The sequence below is a fragment of the Serinicoccus sp. JS2-9 genome (genome assembly GCF_059025165.1).
This window is the reverse complement of record NZ_CM180091.1, coordinates 1,715,667-1,740,063: the sequence shown is the minus strand read 5'-3', so window position 1 is coordinate 1,740,063 and position 24,397 is coordinate 1,715,667. Positions and strand designations below refer to the sequence as shown.

The following is a 24,397-nucleotide window of genomic DNA, read 5'->3' as shown; positions in this document are numbered from 1 at the left end:
GCGTCGCGCATGGTTGCCCACACCCCCACCGGGCGTCGCGAATGGTTGCCCACACCCCCACCGGGCGTCGCGAAGGGTTGCCTCAGCCGCTCCGCTCGTCGCGCCAGGCGAGCCACGCGTCGAGCTGGTCGAGCGGATAGCCCGGACCGCTCGTGGTGACCGTGAAGAGCCGGGCTCCCTCGGCATACAGCTCCTGGGCCGCCTGCCCCGGCCCCGGTCCGTCGAGCGATCCGCCCCCCACCGACACCTCGATCTCGCTGAGGTCGCGACCGACGTCGCTGCAGTGCCGATCGAGGACGCCCAGCTTGTGCCGCAGCGTCGGCGCGTCGCTGAACGAGTGCCAGATCGTCGCGTGCTCGGCGACGATCCGCAGCGTCTTCTTCTCCCCTCCGCCGCCGATCATCACGGGGATGTCCCGCACCGGCGCCGGGTTGAGTTTGGCCCACCGCTCCCGTATCCGCGGCATCGCCGCAGCGAGGTCGTCGAGGCGGGAGCCCGCGGTGCCGAAGTCGTAGCCGTACTCGTCGTAGTCGCGCTCGAACCACCCCGAGCCGATCCCGAGGAAGAGCCGCCCCTCGCTGATGTGGTCGACGGTCCGCGCCATGTCGGCGAGCAGGTCGGGGTTCCGGTAGGAGTTGCAGGTCACGAGCGCGCCGATCTCCACCCGCGAGGTCTGCTCGGCCCAGGCACCCAGCGTGGTCCAGCACTCGAAGTGGAGACCATCCGGCTCGCCCGTGAGCGGGAAGAAGTGGTCCCAGGTGGTCACCAGGTCGACCCCCGCCTCCTCCACGCGGCGCAGGGTGTCACGGATCTGGGGGTATGCCGCGTGCTGCGGCTGGATCTGCACGCCGAGTCGGACGGGACGGTCGGTCTGGGTCGGGTCGATCGCCATGCGGTCCACTCTGGCACGGCATACCGTGGAGGGCATGGCCACCGAGAAGAAGGACGAACCAGGTCCGAGCGTCAAGGACGCCGAGGTCTACGAAGCGCTGCGCGAGGACGGCGCGAGCAAGGAGAAGGCCGCGCGGATCGCCAACGCCGCCGCCAACACCTCCCGCTCGGAGGTCGGCGAGCGGGGAGGGGAGGCGAGCGACTACGAAGAGCGCACCGTCGACGAGCTCCGGGAGCGTGCCGCCGAGATCGGCATCGAGGGCCGTTCCTCGATGACCAAGGACGAGCTGATCAGCGCGCTGCGCCAGCACTGACGCTGCTGGAGTGGGCACACCAGGCTCTCGGAGTGACCACACCAGGCTCTCGGTCAGGGCAGACGAGGCTCTCGGTCGAGCTCGACGGTGAACCACGGCAGCAGAGCCTGGGTCACCGGGCCGATCGCCACGGCATACAGGACGGTGCCGACGCCGACCACACCGCCGAGCAGCCAACCCAGGGCGATGACGGTCACCTCGATCCCGGTGCGGACGAGGCGCAGCGACCAGCCGGTGCGCCGCGCGAGTCCGGTCATGAGTCCGTCGCGGGGGCCGGGGCCGAGCTGGGCGCCGATGTACATCGCGCTGGCCACGCCGTTGAGCAGCACGCCGAGGGCCATCAGCGTGATCCGCGCGCCCCATCCCTCGCCCGGCGCGAGCATCCAGAGGGTGACGTCGGCGGCGACCCCGACGAGCAGCGCGTTGGCGACCGTGCCGAGGCCCGGCGGCTGGCGCAGCGGGATCCACAGCAGGAGCACGACGACCGAGACCGCGATGATGATGGTGCCCAGGCTGAGGGGGATGTGCCGGGCGATGCCCTGGTGGAGCACGTCCCACGGCATGTTGCCCAGCACGCCGCGCACCATGAGCGCGATCGAGGCGCCATAGAGCCACAGCCCGACCGCGAGCTGCACGAGTCGGCGGGGCAGGCGGCCGGCCCGGAGCTGCTCGACCGGCCCGAGCGGGGCCAGTTGGCGGCGCGGGTCGTGGGCCCGGTTGCGGGCGCTGCTCACGGCCCGTCGCGACGTCTCTCCCATCAGGGTCATCATGCTCATGCCCTCCACCATGCGGCGCAAGTGGCCCCTTCCTCCATAGCCACTTGCGGTCCAGTGGCCACCAAGTGGCTATGGACGACCAGGCCAATCACGGCCACAGTGGTCGTATGCCTCGCTCCGTCACCGCCGCCCGCGTTGCCGAGCTCGTCGCCCCGTCGCTGGATTCCACACTGCCCGGCCCGTCCTACGCCCGCCTCGGCGACGCGCTGCGCCAGGCGATCGTCGACGGCCGGATCCCCGAGGGCACCCGCCTGCCCAGCGAGCGCGACCTCACCGGCCCCGTGGGGCTGAGCCGCACCACGGTGACCCGGGCCTACGCCGAGCTGCGCGCCCAGGGGTATGTCGTCACCCGCCGCGGCTCGGGCAGCATCGTCCGCGTGCCCGAGGTCCCCGGTGGCCGGGTCGACCACCTGCTCACCCCGACCGCGCTGCACGACGGCGCACTCGACCTCACCTGCACGGCCTCGGCGGCGCCGGCCGGCACCTCGGAGGCCTACGAACTGGCCCTCGCCGACCTCGGCGCCTACCTGCCGGGCACCGGCTACTACCCCGGCGGCCTGCCGGTGCTGCGCGAGCGCCTGGCCCAGCGCTACACCGATCGGGGCCTGGCCACCGCGCCCGAGCAGATCATCATCGTGCCGGGCGCACTCACCGGGGTCGCCATCGCCGGGCGGGCGCTCGTCAACCGCCGCGACCGGGTGGTCGTCGAGCTGCCCACGTATCCCAACGCCATCGCGACCCTGGAGGGTGCCGGGGCCCGCCTGGTGGCCCACCCCATCGACCACGAACGTCAGGACTGGCAGCCGGCGGCGCTGGCCGCGACCCTGCGGCAGAGTGGCGCGCGAGCGGCATACCTCATCCCGGACTTCCACAACCCCACCGCAGCGCTGATGTCCGGGTCCCAGCGCGCGGAGGTCGGGCGGGTGCTCCGCACGGCGGGAGTCGTGCCGATCATCGACGAGTCGCTGGTCGACCTGCCGTTGGACGGCACCGTCGTGCCCGAGCCACTGGCGCGGCACGTGCCGGACTCGATCACCGTCGGCAGCACGAGCAAGTCGCTCTGGGGCGGGTTGCGGGTCGGCTGGATGCGCGTGCCGCGCGCCCGGCTGGAGGCGATGGCGGCCAGCCGGCTGCGGCTGGACCTGGGCGTCTCGGTGCTGGAGCAGCTCGCGGTCACGCACCTGCTCGACCGCGCCGACGACATCCTGACCGAGCAGCGTCGGCGCCTCCGTGAGGGCCGGGACCTGCTCCTCGCGGGCCTGCGCGAGCACCTGCCTGGGTGGCGGGTGCAGGTCCCCCGCGGAGGGATGGCCCTCTGGTGCGCGCTGCCCACCGGCAGCGGGTCGACGGCGCTGGCCACGGCCGCCCGCCGCTACGACCTCGCGCTCGCCGCCGGTCCGAACTTCGCCTCCGGGGGTGGGTTGGACGGCTGGGTGCGGCTGCCCTACGTGCTGCCCGCGCCGCAGCTCGCCCAGGTGGCCCCGCGCCTGGCCGCGGCCTGGGCCGATGTCGAGGCCGGCCGGGTCTCGCCGCAACGCTGGGGCGGCCAGCAGATCATCGCCTGACCTCCCCGCTCACCGACCGAGAGCCTCGCCTGCCCACTCCAAGAGCCTCGTCTGCCCCAGTCCACGCACCGGACGCACGTTCCGCACGCACCGAGCGCGCGTTCTGCACGCACCGAGCGCGCATTCTGCACGCACCGAGCGCGCATTCTGCACGCAGGTTCTGCGTGGACTGGGACAGAGCCCCGCTGAGTGGTGGGCTTTGAGGTGATGCTCGTTGCCTACCGGTCGCCTTCTTCGAGGGCGACGGTTCCAGTATTGCTGGTCTTGTAGATCTTGGCCATCGATGCTTCGGAGAGGTAGCGGCGTTCGTCGACCTGCCACTCGTCGTGGGTGTCGATCAGGACGGCTCCGATGAGGCGGATGATGGCGGCTTCGTTGGGGAAGATGCCCACGACGCGGGAGCGGCGCTTGATCTCCTTGTTCAAGCGCTCGAGGGGGTTGGTGGACCAGATCTTGCGCCAGTGCTCACGCGGGAACGCGGCGAACGCGAGGACCTCGGACTTCGCGTCGTCCATCAGCGGCCCGATCTTGGGGTACCGGGCCGCGAGGTCGTCGCGGACCTTGTCCCACTGCTTGCCCATCGATCCCAGGTCGGGCTGGGCGAAGATGGTCCGGAACACCGCGGCGACCATCTCGGTCTCGGCCTTGGGCACGTGAGCCAGGACGTTGCGGATGAAATGGACCCGGCACCGCTGGTGGGCCGAGCCCTGGAAGACGCGGGTGAGGGCGGCGACCAGGCCGGCGTGCTGGTCGGAGATCACCAGCTGCACCCCGCCCAGGCCGCGCTTCTTGAGGCCGGTCAGGAACGCCCGCCAGAAGATCTCCTCCTCGCTGTCCCCGACGTCCAGGCCCAGGATCTCCCGGCGGCCGTGCTCGGTGACGCCGGTAGCGATCACGACGGCCTTGGACACCACCATCCCGGCCTCGGTGCGCACGTGCAGGTAGGTCGCGTCCAGGTAGACGTAGGGGAAGCGAGCGTGGTCCAGCCGGCGGGTGCGAAACGCGCCGACGACCTCGTCCAGGCCCGCGCAGATCCGCGACACCTCGGACTTGGAGATCCCGGTCCCGCCCAGGGCGACCACGAGGTCGTCCACCGACCGGGTCGAGACGCCGTGGACGTAGGCCTCCATCACCACCGCGTACAGCGCCTGGTCGATCCGCCGACGCGGTTCCAGGATCGAGGGGAAGAAGCTACCGGTGCGCAGCTTGGGGATCGCGACCGTAACGTCACCGCCCTTGGTCGTGAGCAGCTTGGGCCGGGACCCGTTGCGCTCGGTCGCGCGTGTGTCCGTGCGTTCGTAGCGGCCGGCGCCGATGGTCTCGGTCGCCTCGGTCTCGATCAGCTCCTGCAGGACCATGCGGACGGACTCGCGGACCAGGTCCACGCCGTCACCGGCACGAAGTGCGTCCAACAGGTCGGACACGGCAGACTGGGGAAGGGTCATCGGTGAGATCTCCTCTGGTGAGTACTCGGCGGTACACACCGAGCATCTCGCCGATGACCCCCTCACACCAGGGCACCACACCGGCCACCCAAACCCCACCACTCCACGGGACTCTTACTGGACTGGCCGCGCGTCTGCGTGGACCGACCGCACGCTCTGCAGCGGTACACTGGACGGGCTTGACAAGGGTTCTGCGCGCCGGGTGGCTGGGACGGCGCGCGCGTCCGTGCTCACGGACCGCGCGAGAGGCATACCCTGTGTCACCCCTTCAGTCCTATCGACAGCTCTTCGGCCTGACCGGCCCCCTGTATGTGGTCGTCGCCTTTCTCGGCCGCCTGCCCCTGGCGATGTCCCAGATCGCGGCGCTGCTCGCCGTGTCGGCCGCGACCGGGTCCTACACCGCCGGCGGTGTGACCGCGGGCACTCTCGCCGTCGCCAACGCGGTCGGCTCCCCCGTCGCGGGTGGCCTGAGCGACCGGCTCGGCCAGCGTCCGGTGCTGCTGGTGCAGAGCGTGCTCGGCACCGTCGGGCTGCTCATGCTCGCGGCGCTGACCCTCGCGACGCAGCCCGGTGACGCGTGGTGGCCGCTGCCGGTGACCGCCGCGCTGGCCGGGGTCTTCGTGCCCCAGGTCGGCACGATGGCGCGGGTGCGGTGGCGTCCGATCAGCACCGCGTCCACCCGCGCCGACGCCCGGACGATGGACGCGGCCTTCTCCTACGAGGGCGCGGCTGACGAGGCGTCCTTCGTCCTCGGGCCGGCGCTCGTGGGAGTCATCGTGGCGGTCGCTGCTCCGGTGACCTCGCTGGTGGTGGCCGCGCTGCTGCTCGGCGCGTTCGGCACCTGGTTCGCCCTGCACCCGACGGTCCGGCTCGTCCGCGCAGCCGCGCCGACGGCACCGGGCGAGGTCAGCCGCCTGCTGAGCCCCACCCTGCTCGTGCTCGCCGGCATCCAACTCAGCATCGGCATGGTCTTCGGATCGATCCAGACCGGCACCTCGGTCCTCGCCACGCAGGCCGGCCAGCCCGGTCTGACCGGGCTGCTCCACGGACTGCTCGGAATCGGCAGCGTCGTCGCCGGCCTGGCAGTGGTGGCGCTCCCCGAGTCGATCGGCCACGTCGTCCGGCTCCGGATCTTCGGCGCCGCACTGGTCCTCCTGGGGCTCCCGCTGCTCGCCGTGGACTCCCTCGGCACCCTGGCCCTGGCCCTGCTCGCCCTCGGCGTGGCCATCGCCCCGTCGATGATCACAGCCTTCACCCTCGCCGAGCGCACCACGCCCGCGCGGCGCCTCGGCGCCGCGATGACGACGCTCGCGGCCAGCACCGGCACCGGGTATGCCGTCGGCGCCGGCCTCGCAGGTCGGCTCGCCGACCTCGGCGGGCACACGCCGGCCTTCGCCGTCACGGTGGGCGCGACGGTCCTCATGGCCGCTTTGGCGTGGGGCGGCGCCTCGCTGCTTCGAGCCCGGCCGGAGCAGCCGTGGACCGACGCCGAGACTGCGCCTGAGCCGGCGCTCACCTGAGCCGGGGTCGGAGCAGGGAGTAACCATTCGCGACGCCCGGTCGGGTCTGAGGCAACCATTCGCGACGCCCGGTCGGGTCTGAGGCAACCCTTCGCGACGCCCGGTGGAGCTATGGGCCACGGGATCGCCCCTGGCCTCGCTGGCGACGACGGCGCGGAGGTCAGTCGACCGTGAAGTCGACCGTGTGCCACCCGCTGGCGCCGTTCGGCGCCGGCGCGGCGGGTTGGTCGGTCTGGGTCTCGCCCGTCCCGTCGGTGGCCCGCACGCGGACCTGGTGCTGCCCGGGCTCCACCCCGGCCACCGCCACCTGCCACAGCCGCCACGAGTCGATGCTGGGCTCCTCCAGCAGGGTGGCCTCCTGCCAGGACCCGTCGTCCACCTGGACCTCGACCCGGTCGATCCCCCGGTGCTGCGCCCACGCCACGCCGGCCACGGTGACCGTACCGTCCCCGTCCGGCGTGAGGTCACCACCCTGACGCGGCACGTCGATCCGTGACGCCGTCTTGATGGGGCCACGGGCCGACCAGCCGCGGGGCGTCCAGTAGCCCTCGTCCGCATCGAATCGCGTCACCTTGAGCTCGGTCACCCACTTCGTCGCGGACACGTAGCCGTAGAGCCCCGGCACCACCAGCCGCACCGGGAAACCGTGCTGGCGCGGCAGCGGCTCTCCGTTCATCGCCACGGCCAGCAGCGCGTCGCGGTCGTCGGTGAGCGCCTCGATCGGCGTGCCCGCGGTCCAGCCGTCCTGACTGCGGGAGAGCACCATGTCGGCCTCCGGGCTGACTCCTGCACGGGCGAGCAGCTCGCGCACCGGCCAGCCGAGCCACCGCGCGTTACCGACGAGGTCGCCCCCCACGGTGTTGGACACGCAGGTCAGCGTCACCAGCGCCTCGACGTGCTCCTCGGCCAGCAGGTCGGCATAACTGATCTCGATCTCCTCGTCGACCATCCCCGTGACGCGCAGGGACCAGTCGGCGGCCTCGACGCGCGGCACCCGCAGAGCGGTGTCGATGCGATAGAAGTCGTCGTTCGGCGTGAGGTATGCCGAGTGCCCGGTCACCGAGCTCGCCGCACCGTCGGGCACGTTCACCGTCCGCACCGGGTTGGGCAGTCCGAGCGCCTCCGCCGTCCGACTCACCGCTCGTCCCGCGGTCGAGAGCATCTGCCCAGCCACGATCCCGAGCACGCCTAGCGCCGTCACCCCGCCGGCGGCCGCGAGCACGCTGCGCCGTGAGGGGTCGACGCCCGACGGCCCCGGTCCCGCCCGGTGCGGCCCCGACGGCCGGGCCGGCTCGCCGGGCAGCAGCCACGACAGCACCCGCCCGCCGACGACCACGCCGAGCGCGGTGGGCACCAGGTCGAGGACGCCTGAGGCCGGGCGGGACAGCACGGCCGCCAGACCGATGAGACCGACGACCGCGAAGACGACCATCCCGACCGTCCGGCTCCGGGCGGCGAGGAGCCCGATCCCGGCGCAGACCGCGGTGAGCACGAGCGCCATACCGACCCCGAGCGCCAGCTTGTCCGCGGTGCCGAAGGTCTCGATCGCCCAGTCCTTGAGCCACGGCGGGGTGCGGTCGACGAAGGCTCCGCCCACGGCGAGCAGCGGCGAGGGTGTGCCGCCCGAGTTGAGCACCCTCACCCACAGGGCCGCGAGCAGCTCGGCGGTGCCCAGGGTCGCCGCTCCCGTAGCGATCCCAGCCGCCGCGGCACGCAGCAGGCGTGGTCGGTCACTCACCTCGGACGGGGCATCGGCAGTCAGGACCATGCCTCCATCATCGCGCCTCTGCGCGGCTCACGCCCCCGCAGCGGGCCGACCGTCACCGGACCGTAAGGAACCCGCCGCACAGCTCGTCGGCGAGACCCTGGACGGCATCCGGGTCGGTGAGGTCGGCCACCGCGGTGTGGATCTCCGCCCCGCTCGTCTCCCCCTCCGCTCCTTCGGCGGCCCCGCTCGACTCATCCTCGCCTCCGGCAGCGGCCCCGCTCGCCGCGACCGCAGCGTCGGCGCCCTCGTGACCGCTGAGCAGTTGACCCCGCGCCCGCTCCAGCACCTCACCCCGGCGGCCGACGAGGACCATCGAGACCTCGTCCGTGAGCAGACGGTGGGCGCAGGCCAGCCCGAGTCCGGTGCCACCACCGGTGATGACGATGCGTCGGGCCATCCCCCTATCGTCGTCGACTCACACCTGCCACGTCTCGCCGACCTCGGCCAGCATCACCTCCCCGTCGACTCCGGCCCGCACCTCGGCCAGCGCGGCCTCCCGGTCCGCCCACGGCGGCAGGTGGGTGAGCAGCACCCGCGCCACCCTCCCCGCTCCCTCGACAGCGGCCGCCGCCCGCGTCGGCGTGAGGTGGATGCCCGGTGGGTCGGCCTCGCCGCTGAAGCCCGCCTCGACCAGGGCCAGGTCGGCATCGCCGAAGAGCGGGCCCAGCGCGTCGCAGCTGTCCGTGTCGCCGGTGTAGGCCAGCACCCGCCCAGCGGCCTCGACGCGCAGCCCGAACGCGGGGACCGGGTGGCGCACGGCATACGGCGTGATCGTCATCGGCCCGATGCTCACGGCGACGCGGTCGGACCACTCGCCCCACGTCATACCCGTCATCGGCTCGGCGGACTGCGCACCGTGCGCCCGCGCCATCCGCTCCGCCACCCCCGCCGGACCCCAGACCGGCAGTTCGGCGGTCGCCGGGGCCGGGCCGTGGCGGCGCAGCACGTGCAGCCCGGTGAGGTCGAGGCAGTGGTCGGGGTGCAGGTGGGTGAGCAGCACCGCGTCCAGCGTCATCGGGTCGACGTGTCGCTGCAGCTCACCGAGGGCACCGGAGCCGAGGTCGAGCAGCACCCGCCACTCGCGGTCCGCATCGAGTGCGCGCACGAGATAGCAGCTGGCCGGCGTGCCCGGGCCGGGCACCGAGCCCGAGCAGCCGACGACGGTGAGCTTCATGGTGTCCATCGTGCCGGACACCCGCCGACAGACCCGACCCGCCGGCTCAGGGCAGCATCATGCCGCGCAGCGCGAAGAAGAAGAGCGCCGAGAGGGTGGCCGCGACGGGCACGGTGATGACCCAGGCCGAGGCGATCTTGAGGATGTGCGAGCGACGCACGAGCTGACGCTTGAGGGCCTTGCGCAGCTTCTTGCCCTGCGCGGCCGTGATGACGGCGTCCGAGCCCATCGCCTGGAGCCGGTCCAGCATCTGGCGCTTGTCCTCGGGGCGGGCCTCCCGGAACTCCGCGAGCATCCGCTCGACCTCCGCGAGGTTGGTGTCGTCGCGGTGCTGGCCGAGCACCTTCTCGATGGCGCGGTTCATCCGGCTCTCGAGGAACTCCCGGAGGAAGCCGACACCGAAAATCCCGCCCAGTGCGACGTGCGTCGAGCTGACGGGGAGCCCGAGCTGGCTGGCGACGATGACGGTGAGCGCCGCCGCCAGGGCGATGCAGAAGGCGCGCGAGCGGTCCAGCTCGGTGATCTCGCTGCCGACCGTGCGGATGAGCTTGGGTCCGAAGAGCGCCAGGCCGACCGAGATGCCGAGCGCTCCGATGACGAGCACCCACAACGGGATGCCGACCTCGCCCCCGGCGTCGCCGGTGCCGAGCACCTCGACGATGCCGGCCAGCGGGCCGACGGCGTTGGCGACGTCGTTGGCGCCGTGGGCGAAGCTGAGCAGGGCCGCGGCGCAGATGAGCGGAATGGTGAAGAGGCTGTTGACCCCCTCGCTGTCCTGGCTCAACCCGGGGATGGCGCGCGCCACCATCGGCCGCACCACGACATACGTGAAGATCCCGATGAGCACCCCGGCGAGCAGCGCCACGACGAAGGAGATGTCGATGAGGTTGGACAGGCCCTTGAGCGCCAGGTAGGTCGCGAACGCCCCCGCCATGACCGCGATGAGCAGCGGCACCACTCGCAGCGCCGCGTCAAGCGGCCGATCGGTGAACAGGACGGTGCGCTTGAGGAAGTAGAGGGTGCCCGCGGCGATGAGGCCGCCGACCACCGGTGAGATCACCCAGCTCATGGCGATCGAGCCCATGACGCCCCAGTTGACGATCGCCCACCCGGAGGCCGCGACACCGCCGCCGAGCACGCCGCCGACGATGGCGTGCGTCGTCGAGACCGGCGCCCCGAGGAAGGTGGCGATGTTGAGCCAGACCGCGGCGCCGAGCAACGCCCCGAGCATGACCCAGACGAAGACCTGCGGATCCCCGATGCGGTCCGGGTTGATGATGCCGTTCTTGACGGTGTCGACGACGTCGCCGCCCGCGATGATCGCGCCGGCGGCCTCGAAGACCGCGGCGATGCCGATCGCGGTGGCCATCGTCATCGCCATCGAGCCGACCGCCGGACCGACGTTGTTGGCGACGTCGTTGGCGCCGATGTTCATCGCCATGTAGCCGCCGATCACCGCCGCAGCGATGAGCAGGTAGGCCTGCTCGACGTCGTTGAAGACAGCGCCGGTGAAGACGATGACGCCGACGAGGAAGAGCGCGGCGACGCCGATCCGCCCGACCTCGGCCCTGCTCTTCCCCGCTGCCTTCTCGACCTGCTGGAAGTCCTGCTGGGTCACCGGGTCACCTCGTCTGACTCGTTGCCGGATGAACGCACGGTGGACAGTAGATCAGGAAAGGACGTCCGACGGGCCAACGGAGGGTTTGCGTGGCGGGTCTGACTGCGTCGAGCCTCGTCGCGCGCACCGCCCGCGGGGCGGCTCGGAGCCGTCCGCGGGGCGGGTCTGGGCCGCCCGCCCTCAGCCGGTCCGGTCTGCCGTCGGGAGGAACCGCGCCAGGATGTCGGAGATGCTCACCAGCCCGACGAGCCGGCCCTCGCGCCGCAGCACGACCAGCTGCTCGCCCGACTCGCGCATCGTGGCGAAGGCCTCGTAGACCGGCGTGTCCGCCGGCAGCACCAGGGCGGGGCGCGCCAGCTCGGCCGCCCCTGCCCCGCCGTCGCGCAGCAGCGTGTCGCGCACGTGGATGACGCGCGGGTCGGCGGTGTCGTCGTCGAGCATGAGGATGCGCTTGTGGCCGGTGCGGGCGGCGACCTGCCACACCTCGCCGATGCTCGCGGCGGACCCCACGGCGGCGAGATCGAGGGTCTCCGGTGCGACGTCCGTCAGGGTCAACGCCTCCAGCTCGATCGCCTCGGAGATCTGCTCCTGGTAGGTCTGCTCCAGGGCGCCCTCCCGGGCCGACTGGTCCACGAGCACCCGGATGGTGTCGGCGTCCTGGCCACCCACGGCGGCACGGTCGACGGGCTCGACGCCGCTGGCCCGCACCAGGGCGTTGGCCAGGGAGTTGACCCAGACCAGCAGCGGGCGGGTCACGGTGATGAAGGCTCGCATCGGCAGCGCGATGAGCTTGGCCGCGCGCTCCGGGTGAGCGATCGCCCACGACTTGGGCGCCATCTCGCCGACCACCAGGTGCAGGAAGGTGACGAAGAGCAGCGAGAGGGCGAAGGACGTGCCGCCCGCGATCCACCCCGGGATGCCTAGGTCGGTGAGCACCGGCCCGAGCCAGTAGTCCAGCGCCGGCTTGGTGACGGCCCCGAGCGCGAAGGTGCACGCCGTGATGCCCAGCTGCGCACCGGCCAGCATGACGGTCAGCTCGTTGAGGCTGCGCAGCGCGGCGCGCGCGGAGGGCGAGTGCTCAGCGTCCGCCTCGAGCCGGCTGCGGCGCGCTCCGAGCAGGGCGAACTCCACGATGACGAAGAGGGCGCTCAGCACGATCAGCAGGATCGTCACGAGCACGACGGTGAGGCCGTTCATCGCTGGTCCTCCTTGTCGGTCGAGGCGTCGTCGGCGTGCGTCTGATGCTCCGGTATGCCGTCGTCCGGCTCGTCCGCGGCCTCGTCCTCGCGGGTCATCGCCCGCTCGACGAGCTGGACGGTGACCGCGCTGGGCACGTGCCGCTCGATCTCGCGCACCTCGATCTCCAGGGCCCGGGTGACCCGCTCGTCGAGGACGACCTCGGAGGGATCCTCGGGCAGCTCGACGACGACGACCTGGCCGACCCCGGGCAGCGCCCCCAGCTCGGCGATGACCAGGCCGGAGAGGGTCTCGTAGTCGCCCTCGGGCAGGTCGTGCCCGATCGCCCGCTCGACCTCGTCGACGTGCACGTCACCATCCATCCGCCAGACGTGCTCGTCGTCGGCGGCCACGATGCCTTCGGGCACCTCGTCGTCATGCTCGTCGGTGATCTCGCCCACGAGCTCCTCGGCCAGGTCCTCCATCGTGAGGACGCCGGCGAACCCACCGAACTCGTCGACCACGCAGGCCAGCTGGTGGCCCGAACGGCGCAGCTCGGCGACGGCGTCGGGCAGCGTCATGAGCGTCGGGACGATCATCGGCTCGCGCATGATGTCACCCGCGGTCCCCTCGCCGCTGGAGCGCAGCAGGTCGACGAGGTCGACGACCCCCACCGGCTGCGCGTCGGCGTCCACGACCGGATAGCGGGTGTGCCCCTGCGCCATGAGCTCGCGCAGCTCGCGCAGGGTGGTGTCCGGATCGATGACGTCCACCCGGGGGCGCGGCACGAGCGCGTGCTCGACGTCCTGGTCCGGGAAGTCCAGGATGCGGTCCAGCAGCACCGACAGCTCGGCCGGAAGGTCACCGCTGTCGCGGGACTCGGCGACGATCCGCTCCAGGTCCTCGGCCGTCGCAGTGGTGTCGAGGTCGTGGATCGGCTCGATCCGCACCAGCCGCAGCAGAGTGTTGGCCGACCAGTCGAAGACCGTGATGAGCCAGCCGAAGAGGCTGAGGTAGATGAGGGTGGACCGCGCCAGCATCCGGGCCAGCGGCCCGGAGTTCGCGATCGCGAGGTTCTTGGGATAGAGCTCGCCGAAGATCATCTGGACGACGGTTGCGATCGCCAGCGCCGCGACCGTCCCGACCGAGATGCTCAGCGCCTCGGGCACCCCGGTCCCGCCCAGCAGTCCGGCGAGCCCGCGCCCGACGAGCGGCTCTGCGACATACCCGATGAGCAGACCGGTGACGGTGATCCCGAGCTGGGCGCCGGAGAGCATGAAGGAGGTGCGCCGGGTGACGGAGAGGGCGCGCTGCGCCGCGGCATCGCCCTTGTCCGCCTCGGCCTCCAGCCGCAGCCGATCCACCGACATGTAGGCGAACTCCTGGGCCACGAAGTAGCCGTTCGCCGCGATGATGAGACCGATCGCGAGGATGCCGACGAGCAGCAGGATGATCGCGGTCGTCATGCGACCACCGTCGCGGTCGAGCCGCGGGTGGCGCGCTGGGTCGCGCGCGCGGGACAGCCAGCAGGCATGGCCTCACTCTCCGGTATGACGTGACAGGGGCAGCCTTGAAGGATAGCGCGCCGCCGCCCGGGTGGCTGCCTGATCAGACAGCGCATCCACGCCCCGGCCTCCAGCGTGTCGCGCACAGGACACCGATGCCCTGCGGCGAGTCGCTCGTCATCACGTGCATGTCGCAACACGCACGATGCGCCAGTCCCTTCCGGCGCGATCCTCAGCCCCACTCCTCCGGCCGCCCCACGAACGCCCGGTGCACCCGGTCGACCTCGGGCCCGAGGAAGCGCCGCGCCAGATAGTGGAAGCCGTCAGGGTCGCCCGTGGTCAACCACTGATGCACCGGTATGCCGTCCGCCCCCGCCAGCAGGTCGCCGTCGGTGAGCACCCGGAAGAGGTCGGCGGCGGTCGCCGCAGCGGACGAGACGAGCGTGACCTGCTCGCCGAGGACGTACTGCAGCGCCTGGGTGAGAAGCGGGTAGTGCGTGCAACCGAGGATGAGGGTGTCGATGTCCTGCTCCTGCAGCGGAGCCAGGTAGCCCTGGGCGACCTCGATCACCTCCGGCCCGCTGGTGACCCCGCCCTCGACGAGCTCGACGAAGCGCGGGCACGGCTGGCTGATCACCGACACGCTCGGCGGCGCCGCGACGAAGGAGTCGACATAGGCGCGCGACTGGTGCGTGGCCGCGGTGGAGATGACGCCGATGCGCCCGTTGCGCGTCACCGCCATGGCCCGCCGCACGGCGGGCCGGATCACCTCGACGAGCGGCACGTCATACCGCTCGCGGGCGTCGGCGAGCATCGCGGCGGAGGCGCTGTTGCACGCGATGACCAGCGCCTTCACCCCGTGGTCGACGAGCCGGTCCAGGCACTGGAGGGCATACTCACGGACCTCCGCGACCGGCCGCGGGCCGTAGGGCGTGCGCGCGGTGTCGCCCAGATAGAGCACCGACTCCCGCGGCAGCTGGTCGAGGATCTCGCGGGCGACGGTCAGCCCGCCGAAGCCGGAGTCGAAGACCCCGATCGGAGCGTCGGTCATCTCTCGGAGTCGGAGCTCGCCGCGACGAAGGGGTTGGAGAAGGCGCCGATGCCTTCCACCTCGATCTCACAGCGCTGACCTGCGGTGATCGGCCCGACGCCCGCGGGGGTGCCCGTGAGGAGCACGTCGCCCGGCAACAGCGTGAAGGCGGCCGAGGCGTGCGCGACGATCTGCCCGACGTCGAAGTGCATGTCGGCGGTGGTGCCATCCTGACGCACCTCGCCATCGACGGTGGCGCGCACGGCGAGATCGGAGATGTCGAGGTCGGTCTCGACCCAGGGCCCGAGCGGGGTGAAGGTGTCCATGCCCTTGGCCCGCGCCCACTGCCCGTCGCCGCGCTGCAGGTCGCGCGCGGTGACGTCGTTGGCGGCGGTGTAGCCGAAGATCACCGAGCCGGCGTCCTCGGCGCGCACGTCCTTGCACATCCGGCCGATGACGACGGCGAGCTCGGCCTCATACGAGATCTCGGTCGCGAAGTCGGGGATCACCACGGGGTCGTCGGGCCCGCACACGGAGGTGTTGGGGATGAAGAACATCATCGGCTCGGAGGGCAGCTCGTTGCCCATCTCGCGGGCGTGGTCGGCGTAGTTACGGCCGATCGCGACGACCTTGCTGCGGGGGATCACCGGCGCCAGCAGCCGCACGTCGGCGACCTCGAAGGTCTCGCCGGTGAGGTCGATCTTGGTGTAGAGCGGGTCGCCCGAGATCTCGGCGATCCGGTCCCCCGCCCCGTCGACGAGGCCGAAGCGGGGGTCGTCACCGTCGGTGAAGCGGCAGATACGCATGTGGCCAGCCTAGAGCCGTCAGGTCTGGACGCAGGATTCTGGTGCCCGTCGCCCAGAATCCGCTGTCCAGAACGTGGGGTATGCCGCGCCCGTCGCCGCTAGTGGCCGGTGGTCGTGAGCTTGAGACCGACGATGCCGCCGACGATCGCGACCAGGCACAGGATGCGGGCGACGCTCACCGGCTCGTCCATCGCGACGATGCCGTAGAGCGCGGTGCCGACGACGCCGATGCCGACCCACGGGCATACCCGGTGCCGAGCGGGATCGTGCGCAGCGCCCAGCCGAGGCCGGCCATGCTGAAGGCGAGCGCGACGCCGAAGACGACCGTCGGCCAGAGCCGCGAGAAGCCCTCCGAGCGCGTGAGCGCAGCGGCCCAGACGCTCTCCAGCACACCGGAGAAGATGAGGACGATCCAGGAGATGATGGCCATGTCGACGCCCCTCCCGAGGCGCGCCACGTCGTCGTCGGTGCCGGGTACGACGTGTCTCGTCCGGGGATCCGCCGGGGTCGTGGCGGCCACCTCCATGATCTCACGTCCGGCGTACTCTCGGCGGTGATGTCCGTCACCACCACCGCGCCCGTGCTGCTCCCCAAGAGCCAGTGGCGCCCGCGCGCCGAGGCGCACCGGGCGGCGGTCGAGCAGCTCTCCGAGGCCCGGCTCGCGCGCCGGGTCGAGGGCCGCACCCACCCGGTCGACGACTTCTTGTGGGAGTACTACTCCTTCCGCCCCGGACAGCTCGCGCGCTGGCACCCCGGGCCCGGCATGGCGCTGGCGGACGCACCCGAGCGCGCGACCTGGAGCGGGTATGCCGTGAGCGACGGGACCGCGTCGGGTCTCCCGGCGGGTGCGGCATACCTGGACGTGGCGGGGTTCGTCGCGAGGCGAGGGCGCACGGTGACCTTCGTGCGCGAGCTGCTGGCGGCGACGCTGTCGCGACCGGGCCGCTTCGGGTGCTTCGGGCTGCACGAGTGGGCGATGGTCTATCGCGACGACGCGACGCGCCACGACTGGCCGCTGCGGCTCGGGCGGGAGGGCACCGACGCCGTGGTGGAGGGCCACCAGGTGGCGTGCTCGCACTTCGACGCCTACCGCTTCTTCACGCCCGAGGCGGCCCCGCTCAACACGCTCGCGCCGACCCGCGAGCGCCAGCTCGAGCTGGAGCAGCCGGGGTGTCTGCACGCCGGGATGGATCTTTACAAGTGGTCGTTCAAGCTGGCCCCGGCGGTGCCGAGCGACCTCACGCTGGAGGCCTTCCTGCTGGCCCGCGACATCCGCGGACTCGACATGCGCGCGGCGCCCTACGACCTGCGCGACCTGGGCTACGAGCCGGTGCGGATCGAGACGCCGGAAGGCAAGCGGGAGTATGCCGAGGCCCAGCGCGGGTTCACGGTGCGCTCCAACGCGCTACGCGGGCGGCTGCTGGGAGCGCTGGACGCGCTGGCGTCGCCGCAGCCTGAGTGAGCGCCCGGACTCGTATGCCGATCGTGTTCTCGTGTGAGGTTGCAACGCGCCAGCAGAACACGATCGCGGCACGAGCCTGAGGCTCAGACCAGCTGGTAGAGCCAGCCGTGCCGGTCTTCGGCGCGGCCGTACTGGATGTCGAGCAGCTCGGAGCGCAGATCCTCGGTCACCTCGTGCTCACTCGGCATGTCGAGCTCGCCACCGCTCCACGCGAGCCGCCCGACCGGCGTGATAACGGCTGCGGTGCCGCAGGCGAAGACCTCGGCGATCTCGCCGTTCGCGACGCCATCGCGCCACTCGTCGATGGTGAAGCGACGCTCCTCCACCTGGTGCCCTCGCTCACGCAGCAGGTCGATGAGCGAGGAGCGGGTGACCCCCGGGAGGATCGTGCCGGTGAGCTCGGGCGTGACGACCCGACCGTCGGCATACACGAAGAAGAGGTTCATGCCGCCGAGCTCCTCGACATACCGGTGCTCCGCGGCGTCGAGGAAGACCACCTGGTCGCAGCCGTGCTCGATGCCCTCGGCCTGGCTGGCGAGCGAGGCGGCGTAGTTGCCGCCGCACTTGGCGGCGCCGGTGCCCCCCTGCGAGGCGCGGACGTACTGGTCGCTGACCCACAGACTGACCGGCTTGAGCCCGCCGGAGAAGTAGGCGCCCGCGGGCGAGGCGATGACGGCGAAGAGGTAGCGGTTGCTCGGGCGCACCCCCAGCGCCTCTTCGGTGGCGATCATGAACGGGCGCAGATAGAGCGAGGTCTCCCCCGACCCGGCGGGCGGCACCCAGCCCTGGTCGATCGTCACCAGTTCCTTAATCGCGTCGAGGAAGATCGTCGGCGGCAGCTCCGGCATGGCGAGGCGCCGCGCGGAGTTGTTGATGCGCTCGGCGTTGCGCTCGGGGCGGAAGGTCCAGACGGTGCCGTCCTCATGACGGTAGGCCTTCATCCCCTCGAAGATCTCCTGGGCGTAGTGGAACACCGCCGCGGAGGGGTCGAGCGGGATCGGGCCGTAGGGCACCACCCGCGCGTCGTGCCAGCCCTCGTCCTTGCTCCAGGTCACGAGCACCATGTGCTCGGTGAAGATGCTGCCGAAGCCCGGGCTCTCGAGCAGCTGGGCGATCTCCTCGGCGCTGCGCCGCTCGGGCTGCTCGGTCACCGCGAACGAGGTGGACGACGTCGTCTGGCTCATGGCGAAGAGATTAGCGGCCTGCCGAGACGTCAGCGCCAACGGCCGAGGTTGACGTCGGGTCAAGTCTGGTGTCGTGACCTGCGGGTATGCCGTCGCGCTCAGACGTCGAGGTTGGCTCGCCACGTGGCAGCGGAGGTGACACTGCGGTGGCGGGTATGCCGTCGCACGACCGGGCTGCGTCGTGGCGGCGCCGCGTGGCCGCCGTAGACTCCGGCCGGTGAGCGATCCTGGGCCCTACCCCACGATGGAGGACGTCATCGGCGGCACGCCGTTGGTGCGTCTGCAGCGCCTTCCTGGGCCGGAGAAGGAGCAGCGCGGCAACGTCCTGCTGGCCAAGCTGGAGGGCAACAACCCGGCCGGCTCGGTGAAGGACCGACCGGCGATCAGCATGATCCGGGGCGCCGAGCAGCGCGGGGAGATCAGGCCCGGCGACACGTTGCTGGAAGCCACGTCCGGCAACACCGGGATCGGACTGGCGATGGCGGCGGCGATTAGCGGCTATCCACTCGTGCTCGTCATGCCCGAGGACGCCTCCACCGAACGCATCCAGACGATGAGGGCCTATGGCGCCGAGCTCGTCCTCACCTCAGCCGAGGGCGGTATGGAGCAGGCCCGCGACGTCGTGACGCAGCTGAAGCAGGAGGGCCGGGGACGGGTCCTGGACCAGTTCGGCAACCCGGACAATCCACGTGCCCACGAGCACGGGACGGGCCCAGAGTTGTGGGATCAGACCGGTGGACGGATCACGCACTTCGTGTCCGCGATGGGCACCACCGGGACCATCACCGGGGTCTCACGGTTCCTGAAGTCGCGCAGCCCGCAGATCGAGATCGTCGGCGCGCAGCCGGCCGAAGGCTCGCGGATCCCGGGCATCCGCGCCTGGCCACCGGCATACGTCCCGAGCATCTTCGACCCATCAGCGGTGGACCGGACCGTGGAGGTGGCCCAGGCGGACGCCGAGGAGATGGCTCGCCGGCTGGCTCGCGAGGAGGGCATCTTCGGAGGCATCTCTGCCGGCGGTGCCTGCTGGGCCGCCCTACAGGTGGCCACGGAGCTCGAGGGGGCCACGATCGTCTTTGTGGTCTGCGACCGCGGTGACAGATATCTCTCCAGCGGCGTCTTCCCCGCCTGAGAGTCGGGGCCATGGCAGCCGATCTGGGGGCTCCAGGCAGCCCCTCGTGCGCACTTCGGCATGAGCGGCTCGCGATCGAGTTGACGTCAGGGCGGTGACGGACCTCGCGTTGGACGCGGCGTATAGCCCTTGGCGGCCAACCATGCCCTGGCGCGGCCGCGGACGCGGTCCTCACTGAAGGCATACCAGCGATCAGCGACTTCAGGGTGGCGCGCAAGCGCGTCCTTGAACCGGCGGAACGCACCTCGTCCGGTGATCGCAGTCGACAGAACCTCGGTCAGGTGATGGTCATCCAGCGTCCCGATGAAGACTTCCATGTCGCGATAGCCGGCTCGTGAACCAACTGGGGCAACCCAGAGCCATCGCGAGCCGTCCTCCTCGCCGGGTTCGTCCTCACTGTCGTCCGCGAGGAAATCGTCGTACAGCAACTGGGGCCATACTTGCCCGGTGGTGAGATCGACGCGACCGCCTCCGTGGGTGGGGTCGCCCTCGCGCACGCTGGCGAGCTCGTCCACATCGATCGCGACCGGTCTCAGCAGCGGGTGGGGGCCATCGCCGAGCCCAGCCATCAGTGCGGTGGCCAGGTCGTCGTCGCCCTCCCACCCCCTCGCCTGCAGTCGTGCCATGCAGGCTCTGGCCAGGCCAGGTGCGCTGGAAGATCCAGAGGTGAGCGCGACTAGGACAGCGTCACCGATGAGCTGAAGCACCTCCTCCGGCCACGGACGCTCCTCAACAAGGCGGACCACTTCAGGAATGTCAGCGCGGTACGTTGCACCGCGTAGGGCCGCACGGAATTCCTTCAGCGACATGCCGCCATTGTGGCCCTGACACAGCCGAATTGCAGCGGCGGCTTGGGCGAGCCGCTGAGGTCGAACCGCGGGAAGCGGTCCAACCCGCGCGACCCAGGCAACGTCCGGACCATCATCGGCGCCGCCGGACACCACCCGGCAGGCGACTCATCAGCGAGTCGGAGGACCTGACCTACGCGGGAAGCGGCAGTAGCGTGCGGACCACGCTCAGCGCGGCAGTAGCGTGCCGACCACGCTCAGCGCGGCAGTAGCGTGCCGACCACGCTCAGCGCGGCAGTAGCGTGCCGACCACGCTCAGCGCGGCAGTAGCGTGCCGACCACGCTCAGCGCGGCATGACCGGATGCTGCTACTGAGGTAGTAAATACCATCCTACTCGGGTAGCATCGATGCATGAAGGTGAGTGTGAGTCTGAGCGAGCAAGACCTCGCGGCCCTCGACCGTTACGTCGAAGAAGCTGGCCTCGAGTCGAGGTCCGCTGCCGTCCAGCAGGCCATCCGCCGCCTGCAAGACCCGCAGCTGGAGGCGGCCTATGCCGCCGCCTGGGAGGAGTGGGCCGTCGCAGGGGACGAAGACGCGTGGGCGTCAACGTCCTCGGACGGGCTGACCGATGCTGCGCGGTGAGATCCTTCTCGTCGATCTGGATCCGGTGCGCGGCAGCGAGGCCAACAAGCGGCGGCCCGCGGTGCTCGTCAGCAATGATCGGGCGAACACCATGGCTGAACGACTCGGTCGTGGAGTAGTCACCGTCGTGCCCGTGACCAGCAACGTGGAGCGGATCTTCCCGTTCCAGGTGTTGCTGCCAGCCGACGAGACAGGACTGCGGGTGGACTCCAAGGCCCAGGCGGAGCAGGTGCGCTCCGTCGCCGTCGAGCGGTTCGGTTCTGCGGTAGGCCGGGTGTCGCACCGCCTCATGGCCGCGGTCGACGAAGCGTTGCGAATCCATCTGCAACTGTGACCGCGCGACGCGCGGCAGTAGCGTGCGGACCACGCTCAGCGCGGCATTATGCACGTGATGGGGGTGGGGGCGGTTCATGATGCTTCGCCGTTCTCGAGATCGTTGAGGAGTTTGCCGAAGAGCTGGGCTCGGTGGGTCTGGCCCTTGGCGTGGGCGTCGTCGTGCTGGGCCTGGAGGGTGGGGCGGAAGGCGATGGTGGTCTGGAAGAAGGTGCAGGTCTCGCAGATGGACTCGAAGGCGCAGTCGAGCTCGGGGGGTCGGGTGCAGTGGCCGTTGCCGAGCATGCGGGAGTGCTCGCGGCGCAGCCGGGCCATGTTGGGTCCGAGGGCGTCGGCGGGCAGGTGGGCGGGGTCGGTGTAGAGGGCGTCGACCTTGTCGGTGACGGCGAAGTACTCCTCGGCGACGGTGCGGTTGGCGATGCGGGCATAGCGCAGGGTCATGTCCATCGAGGAGTGGCCCAGCATCGCGGCGATGGCTTCCAGGGACATGCCGCGGTTGATGGCCTGGGTGGCCAGGGTGTGGCGCAGCTGGTGGGGGTGGATGTGGGCCAGGCCGGCGGCGGCGCCGGCCTTGTTGATCATCCGGGTGACGGTGTGCCGGTCCAGCGCCCGGCCGTTCTCTCTCGGGAGCAGCAGCGGGTGGGCGGGGTCGACGTGGGTGGCCCGGTAGTCCTGGATGAGGGTGAGCACGTGCGGGTGCAAGGGCAGGTAGCGGTCCTGGTGCAGCTTGCCGACCGGCACATGCAGCCAGGGTCCGGTGCCGATGTGCACGAGAGCGTCGGCGGGCAGGGCGGTGTACTCGCTGACTCGCAGGCCGGTGCGCAGCAGGACTTCCACGGTGACGCGCAGCAGCATCCGGGGCTGGGCCTGGGCGGCGCGCAGCAGCCGCGCGGCGCTCGGGTCGTCCAGCGCCTTGGGCAGGGGCCGGTCCTGGCGGGGCAGGTCACCGGAGAACATCGGCACCCGGGCCGGGGCGTCGTCCCAGCCCCACTCGCCGATCCGGATGAAGAACATCCGCAGCGTGCCCAGCCGGCCGGCGATGGTGGCCAGGCCCAACGGGGTCCCGCCGCGGCCGGGGCGGGCGGCCAGCCACGGCTTGTAGGCCTCGATCGTGGACCGGTCGATGTCGGCCACGCAGGTCAGGGTCGGGGTGTGGGTGAGCAGGTAGGTGGCGAAGCAGCGCAGCGACTGGTCGGCGCCGTTGACGCTGCCCGGGCGCAGCACGCAGGCCAGCTGGGTCAGGTAGGCCCGCATGGTGGCCGCGACCTGAGGCAGCTCGGCGGCGACCTGGTCCCAGGTCGCGACCGGCGCGGCGCCGCCGCGCTGGTCCTGGGCGGGGTCGAACCGGACCGGCAGGGTGGTGCTCATCGCAGCCTCCGGAACCCCGGCAGCGCCGGCCGTTCACCGGCGCCCGGCGGCGGTGTCGCGTGCACGCCGGGGACGCCGGCGAAGACCTGGGCGTCGATGACCTCGGCGGCCTTGCGGTACTGGGAGGCCAGCCAGTCGTCGGCCAGGTGCAGGTAGATCCGGGTGGACTCGATCGAGGCGTGACCGGCCTGGGCCTGGACGGCCTCCAGGGCCATCCCTGCCTCCCGCAGCCGGGTCAGGCAGGTGTGCCGCAGCTCGTGGCAGGTGCCGTGGGACAGGCCCGCACGCGTCCGGGCACCGGCCAGGACCTGATCGATACCGCGCACGGTCAGCGGCTGCCCGCGGGTGGGTCCCTTGAGCACGACGAACAACCGGCCGGTCGCGGCGTCGGCGGGTCGCTCGATGGCCAGGTAGTCGGCGACCGCGGTGAAGAACCTGGCCGAGACGGGCACAATGCGTTGCCGCCCGCCCTTGCCCTCGGCGATAAACACCCGCCGTTCGGCAACCCGCAAGTCCTCCAGGCGCAGGCCCAGGACCTCGCAGCGGCGCAGCCCGCCGAGCACCATCGCCGCGACCATGGCCCGGTCCCGGTGGGTGCGCAGGGCGCCGGTGAGGGCATCGACATCGGCCGGGGCCAGGATCCGCGGCAGGGACCGGACCCGCCTGGTCAACGGCACGCCCTGGGAGGGGCGGGATCTCTCCCTGCGGGTCGGCAGCCCCCGGGGCACCGGGTTGGTGACCACGTCCCCGCGAACCTGCAAGAAGGCGTAGAACCCGGAGATCGTGGAGACCCGCCGGGCGACCGTGGCCGGCCCCACCCCGCCTCCGCCGTCGGCGGGCAGCCCCTGGACCACGCCGGCAGGACGGCCGGTGCGCTGGGCGGTGATGAAGGCGAGCACGTCGGCCGGGACCGCCTCGGCCGGGTCTTTGCCGAGCACCGACAGGAAGATTCTCAGGTCGTACGCCGCGGCCAGGACCGTGTTCGGCCGGCACCGCCCGGACAGGAAGTCCAGGTACTCGTCCGCGCAGCCGACCCCGACCCGCAGCACCACCTCGCCCGAGGGCCCTCGCGACCTGACCAGACACGGATCCAGACCCGACATGTCACGACCTCCCGGTCCCTCGACCATCAGCCACACCGGCTGGTCGAAATCTCCCGGAAGATCACGTGCATAACAAGCAGAAGAGTGCGTGTCCCGAACCCGCCTTCGGCACCAGTCGTTGACTATGGGGGTATGTCTTTCAGCGGTGTGATCTTCGACTTTCATCGCACGCTGGTGGTCGCTGACTCACTCGACACGTGGCTTCACCACGCCGCCGTCGAGTCGGGACAGACCATCGACCCGGAAGACGTGCTCCCCGTCCTGCGCCAAGTGTGGACCCGCGCAGCCATCCGCTACCCCGACACTTTCTGGGATCTGGACCCGACTACCCACCGGCGCGCCTTTCAAAACGTTCTCACCGAGGAAACGCCGTGCGCCCCAGCGCTGGCGCAGGCCCTGTATGACGTCATGTCTGACCATTGGGTCCCTGTGCCCGGCGCTATTGAACTGCTGAAGATCCTGAAGGCTGCTGGTACGAAGGTTGGGCTCATGTCCAACACGGCGTTAGACCTGCGCCCGCGCCTGCTCGAGCTCGGCATCCTGCCCTACCTCGACACGGTCGTGCTTTCCTTCGAGGAAGGACTCGTCAAACCCGACCCAGCCATCTTCCGCCTGGCGGCCTCACGCCTAGGCACGTTGCCCGCAGACACCATCTACGTGGGCGACACCCCAGCCAGCGACGGCGGCGCGGTCATGGCCGGGATGACCTGCATCCTGGTCCCCACGGTGCACGACCTCCCACAACTGAACGCGGTCACCGCCATGCTGACCCCCTAGGCAACCAGCGGCAAAGTTG

The 24,397-nt window shown here is 71.2% G+C and carries 23 protein-coding genes, 1 pseudogene and 1 riboswitch; of the genes and pseudogenes, 8 read left to right on the top strand and 16 right to left on the bottom strand.

Translation table 11 applies throughout. The annotated features are described in order from the left end of the window. Positions 1 to 82 precede the first annotated feature (82 nt). Positions 83 to 892 carry an LLM class F420-dependent oxidoreductase gene (locus AC5PYY_RS08605; protein ID WP_493896412.1) on the bottom strand — a complete coding sequence of 270 codons (810 nt, stop codon included), beginning with the start codon at positions 890 to 892 and terminating at the stop codon, positions 83 to 85. Between AC5PYY_RS08605 and AC5PYY_RS08600 the strand changes: the two genes are divergently transcribed. Further along, on the top strand, positions 891 to 1,205 hold the full coding sequence (locus AC5PYY_RS08600) for a DUF7218 family protein (RefSeq protein WP_493896411.1): 315 nt from the start codon (positions 891 to 893) through the stop codon (positions 1,203 to 1,205). The genes AC5PYY_RS08605 and AC5PYY_RS08600 overlap by 2 nt on opposite strands. 53 nt (positions 1,206 to 1,258) lie before the next feature. Here the strand turns inward: AC5PYY_RS08600 and yczE are convergent, their stop codons facing one another. Next, a complete protein-coding gene (gene yczE, locus AC5PYY_RS08595) occupies positions 1,259 to 1,981 on the bottom strand; it encodes a membrane protein YczE (protein WP_493896410.1) in 723 nt (240 codons plus the stop codon). Between the two features lie 107 nt (positions 1,982 to 2,088). Here yczE and yczR point away from each other — a divergent pair, with 107 nt between their 5' ends. Further along, positions 2,089 to 3,546, top strand: coding sequence for a MocR-like transcription factor YczR (gene yczR, locus AC5PYY_RS08590; RefSeq protein ID WP_493896409.1), 1,458 nt, complete (start codon positions 2,089 to 2,091; stop codon positions 3,544 to 3,546). 218 nt (positions 3,547 to 3,764) lie between these two features. Here yczR and AC5PYY_RS08585 read toward each other — a convergent pair whose 3' ends face one another. Further along, positions 3,765 to 4,991 carry an IS256 family transposase gene (locus AC5PYY_RS08585; RefSeq protein WP_493896408.1) on the bottom strand — a complete coding sequence of 409 codons (1,227 nt, stop codon included), beginning with the start codon at positions 4,989 to 4,991 and terminating at the stop codon, positions 3,765 to 3,767. A gap of 257 nt (positions 4,992 to 5,248) precedes the next feature. On the opposite strand from AC5PYY_RS08585, the gene AC5PYY_RS08580 reads away from it, so the two are divergent. Continuing rightward, positions 5,249 to 6,511 carry an MFS transporter gene (locus tag AC5PYY_RS08580; RefSeq protein ID WP_493896407.1) on the top strand — a complete coding sequence of 421 codons (1,263 nt, stop codon included), beginning with the start codon at positions 5,249 to 5,251 and terminating at the stop codon, positions 6,509 to 6,511. A 160-nt stretch (positions 6,512 to 6,671) separates the two neighbouring features. Here AC5PYY_RS08580 and AC5PYY_RS08575 read toward each other — a convergent pair whose 3' ends face one another. The 9 genes and pseudogenes from AC5PYY_RS08575 to AC5PYY_RS08535 form a co-directional block, all read right to left on the bottom strand. Then, positions 6,672 to 8,279, bottom strand: a complete 1,608-nt coding sequence (locus AC5PYY_RS08575; protein WP_493896406.1) for a molybdopterin-dependent oxidoreductase — start codon at positions 8,277 to 8,279, stop codon at positions 6,672 to 6,674. A 52-nt stretch (positions 8,280 to 8,331) separates the two neighbouring features. Then, positions 8,332 to 8,676, bottom strand: a complete 345-nt coding sequence (locus AC5PYY_RS08570) for an SDR family NAD(P)-dependent oxidoreductase (protein ID WP_493896405.1) — start codon at positions 8,674 to 8,676, stop codon at positions 8,332 to 8,334. Positions 8,677 to 8,694: 18 nt separating this feature from the next. Then, on the bottom strand, positions 8,695 to 9,453 hold the full coding sequence (locus AC5PYY_RS08565) for an MBL fold metallo-hydrolase (RefSeq protein ID WP_493896404.1): 759 nt from the start codon (positions 9,451 to 9,453) through the stop codon (positions 8,695 to 8,697). A 46-nt stretch (positions 9,454 to 9,499) separates the two neighbouring features. After that, on the bottom strand, positions 9,500 to 11,071 hold the full coding sequence (locus AC5PYY_RS08560) for an inorganic phosphate transporter (RefSeq protein ID WP_493896403.1): 1,572 nt from the start codon (positions 11,069 to 11,071) through the stop codon (positions 9,500 to 9,502). A 180-nt stretch (positions 11,072 to 11,251) separates the two neighbouring features. Further along, complete coding sequence (locus AC5PYY_RS08555; RefSeq protein ID WP_493896402.1) at positions 11,252 to 12,268, bottom strand: hemolysin family protein; 1,017 nt, start codon at positions 12,266 to 12,268, stop codon at positions 11,252 to 11,254. Then, entirely contained in the window at positions 12,265 to 13,713 is a 1,449-nt protein-coding gene (locus AC5PYY_RS08550; protein WP_493896401.1) for a hemolysin family protein, read from the bottom strand. The genes AC5PYY_RS08555 and AC5PYY_RS08550 overlap by 4 nt, the downstream gene beginning before the upstream one ends. 271 nt (positions 13,714 to 13,984) lie before the next feature. Beyond that, positions 13,985 to 14,803, bottom strand: coding sequence for a glutamate racemase (gene murI, locus AC5PYY_RS08545; RefSeq protein ID WP_493896400.1), 819 nt, complete (start codon positions 14,801 to 14,803; stop codon positions 13,985 to 13,987). Then, positions 14,800 to 15,588: a fumarylacetoacetate hydrolase family protein gene (locus AC5PYY_RS08540; RefSeq protein ID WP_493896399.1), complete on the bottom strand. Its 789-nt coding sequence runs from the start codon at positions 15,586 to 15,588 to the stop codon at positions 14,800 to 14,802. The genes murI and AC5PYY_RS08540 overlap by 4 nt, the downstream gene beginning before the upstream one ends. A gap of 98 nt (positions 15,589 to 15,686) precedes the next feature. Further along, positions 15,687 to 16,009 (bottom strand): annotated as a pseudogene (locus AC5PYY_RS08535) (DMT family transporter). Positions 16,010 to 16,040: 31 nt separating this feature from the next. Next, positions 16,041 to 16,109: riboswitch (guanidine-III (ykkC-III) riboswitch) on the bottom strand. A 35-nt stretch (positions 16,110 to 16,144) separates the two neighbouring features. On the opposite strand from AC5PYY_RS08535, the gene AC5PYY_RS08530 reads away from it, so the two are divergent. Then, positions 16,145 to 17,050, top strand: coding sequence for a 3-methyladenine DNA glycosylase (locus AC5PYY_RS08530; protein ID WP_493896398.1), 906 nt, complete (start codon positions 16,145 to 16,147; stop codon positions 17,048 to 17,050). An 83-nt stretch (positions 17,051 to 17,133) separates the two neighbouring features. Here the strand turns inward: AC5PYY_RS08530 and AC5PYY_RS08525 are convergent, their stop codons facing one another. Next, entirely contained in the window at positions 17,134 to 18,234 is a 1,101-nt protein-coding gene (locus AC5PYY_RS08525; RefSeq protein WP_493896397.1) for a branched-chain amino acid aminotransferase, read from the bottom strand. A 217-nt stretch (positions 18,235 to 18,451) separates the two neighbouring features. On the opposite strand from AC5PYY_RS08525, the gene cysM reads away from it, so the two are divergent. Beyond that, complete coding sequence (gene cysM / locus AC5PYY_RS08520) at positions 18,452 to 19,366, top strand: cysteine synthase CysM (RefSeq protein ID WP_493896396.1); 915 nt, start codon at positions 18,452 to 18,454, stop codon at positions 19,364 to 19,366. Between the two features lie 86 nt (positions 19,367 to 19,452). Here the strand turns inward: cysM and AC5PYY_RS08515 are convergent, their stop codons facing one another. Then, positions 19,453 to 20,175, bottom strand: a complete 723-nt coding sequence (locus tag AC5PYY_RS08515) for a UPF0158 family protein (RefSeq protein WP_493896395.1) — start codon at positions 20,173 to 20,175, stop codon at positions 19,453 to 19,455. Positions 20,176 to 20,566: 391 nt separating this feature from the next. Here AC5PYY_RS08515 and AC5PYY_RS08510 point away from each other — a divergent pair, with 391 nt between their 5' ends. Together AC5PYY_RS08510 and AC5PYY_RS08505 are read left to right on the top strand one after the other, a co-directional pair. Continuing rightward, positions 20,567 to 20,797: a ribbon-helix-helix domain-containing protein gene (locus AC5PYY_RS08510; protein WP_188430346.1), complete on the top strand. Its 231-nt coding sequence runs from the start codon at positions 20,567 to 20,569 to the stop codon at positions 20,795 to 20,797. Continuing rightward, complete coding sequence (locus AC5PYY_RS08505) at positions 20,784 to 21,131, top strand: type II toxin-antitoxin system PemK/MazF family toxin (protein ID WP_493896394.1); 348 nt, start codon at positions 20,784 to 20,786, stop codon at positions 21,129 to 21,131. The genes AC5PYY_RS08510 and AC5PYY_RS08505 overlap by 14 nt, the downstream gene beginning before the upstream one ends. 74 nt (positions 21,132 to 21,205) lie before the next feature. Here AC5PYY_RS08505 and AC5PYY_RS08500 read toward each other — a convergent pair whose 3' ends face one another. Continuing rightward, positions 21,206 to 22,498, bottom strand: a complete 1,293-nt coding sequence (locus AC5PYY_RS08500; protein WP_493896382.1) for a tyrosine-type recombinase/integrase — start codon at positions 22,496 to 22,498, stop codon at positions 21,206 to 21,208. After that, positions 22,495 to 23,550 (bottom strand): tyrosine-type recombinase/integrase, encoded by a 1,056-nt coding sequence (locus tag AC5PYY_RS08495; protein ID WP_493896381.1) that lies wholly within the window; start codon positions 23,548 to 23,550, stop codon positions 22,495 to 22,497. Before AC5PYY_RS08495 ends, AC5PYY_RS08500 begins: the two co-directional genes overlap by 4 nt. Positions 23,551 to 23,733: 183 nt before the next feature. Here AC5PYY_RS08495 and AC5PYY_RS08490 point away from each other — a divergent pair, with 183 nt between their 5' ends. Continuing rightward, positions 23,734 to 24,378, top strand: a complete 645-nt coding sequence (locus AC5PYY_RS08490) for an HAD family hydrolase (RefSeq protein WP_493896393.1) — start codon at positions 23,734 to 23,736, stop codon at positions 24,376 to 24,378. The last annotated feature ends 19 nt before the right edge of the window (positions 24,379 to 24,397 follow it).

Excerpts from the sequence above, each read along its gene's own strand:
- AC5PYY_RS08600 (WP_493896411.1), top strand. The coding sequence starts at position 891 with ATGCGGTCCACTCTGGCACGGCATACCGTGGAGGGCATGGCCACCGAG.
- AC5PYY_RS08605 (WP_493896412.1), bottom strand. The coding sequence starts at position 892 with ATGGCGATCGACCCGACCCAGACCGACCGTCCCGTCCGACTCGGCGTG.
- yczE (WP_493896410.1), bottom strand. The coding sequence starts at position 1,981 with ATGAGCATGATGACCCTGATGGGAGAGACGTCGCGACGGGCCGTGAGC.
- yczR (WP_493896409.1), top strand. The coding sequence starts at position 2,089 with ATGCCTCGCTCCGTCACCGCCGCCCGCGTTGCCGAGCTCGTCGCCCCG.
- AC5PYY_RS08585 (WP_493896408.1), bottom strand. The coding sequence starts at position 4,991 with ATGACCCTTCCCCAGTCTGCCGTGTCCGACCTGTTGGACGCACTTCGT.
- AC5PYY_RS08575 (WP_493896406.1), bottom strand. The coding sequence starts at position 8,279 with ATGGTCCTGACTGCCGATGCCCCGTCCGAGGTGAGTGACCGACCACGC.
- AC5PYY_RS08570 (WP_493896405.1), bottom strand. The coding sequence starts at position 8,676 with ATGGCCCGACGCATCGTCATCACCGGTGGTGGCACCGGACTCGGGCTG.
- AC5PYY_RS08565 (WP_493896404.1), bottom strand. The coding sequence starts at position 9,453 with ATGAAGCTCACCGTCGTCGGCTGCTCGGGCTCGGTGCCCGGCCCGGGC.
- AC5PYY_RS08555 (WP_493896402.1), bottom strand. The coding sequence starts at position 12,268 with ATGAACGGCCTCACCGTCGTGCTCGTGACGATCCTGCTGATCGTGCTG.
- AC5PYY_RS08550 (WP_493896401.1), bottom strand. The coding sequence starts at position 13,713 with ATGACGACCGCGATCATCCTGCTGCTCGTCGGCATCCTCGCGATCGGT.
- murI (WP_493896400.1), bottom strand. The coding sequence starts at position 14,803 with ATGACCGACGCTCCGATCGGGGTCTTCGACTCCGGCTTCGGCGGGCTG.
- AC5PYY_RS08540 (WP_493896399.1), bottom strand. The coding sequence starts at position 15,588 with ATGCGTATCTGCCGCTTCACCGACGGTGACGACCCCCGCTTCGGCCTC.
- AC5PYY_RS08530 (WP_493896398.1), top strand. The coding sequence starts at position 16,145 with ATGTCCGTCACCACCACCGCGCCCGTGCTGCTCCCCAAGAGCCAGTGG.
- AC5PYY_RS08525 (WP_493896397.1), bottom strand. The coding sequence starts at position 18,234 with ATGAGCCAGACGACGTCGTCCACCTCGTTCGCGGTGACCGAGCAGCCC.
- AC5PYY_RS08515 (WP_493896395.1), bottom strand. The coding sequence starts at position 20,175 with ATGTCGCTGAAGGAATTCCGTGCGGCCCTACGCGGTGCAACGTACCGC.
- AC5PYY_RS08510 (WP_188430346.1), top strand. The coding sequence starts at position 20,567 with ATGAAGGTGAGTGTGAGTCTGAGCGAGCAAGACCTCGCGGCCCTCGAC.
- AC5PYY_RS08505 (WP_493896394.1), top strand. The coding sequence starts at position 20,784 with ATGCTGCGCGGTGAGATCCTTCTCGTCGATCTGGATCCGGTGCGCGGC.
- AC5PYY_RS08500 (WP_493896382.1), bottom strand. The coding sequence starts at position 22,498 with ATGAGCACCACCCTGCCGGTCCGGTTCGACCCCGCCCAGGACCAGCGC.
- AC5PYY_RS08490 (WP_493896393.1), top strand. The coding sequence starts at position 23,734 with ATGTCTTTCAGCGGTGTGATCTTCGACTTTCATCGCACGCTGGTGGTC.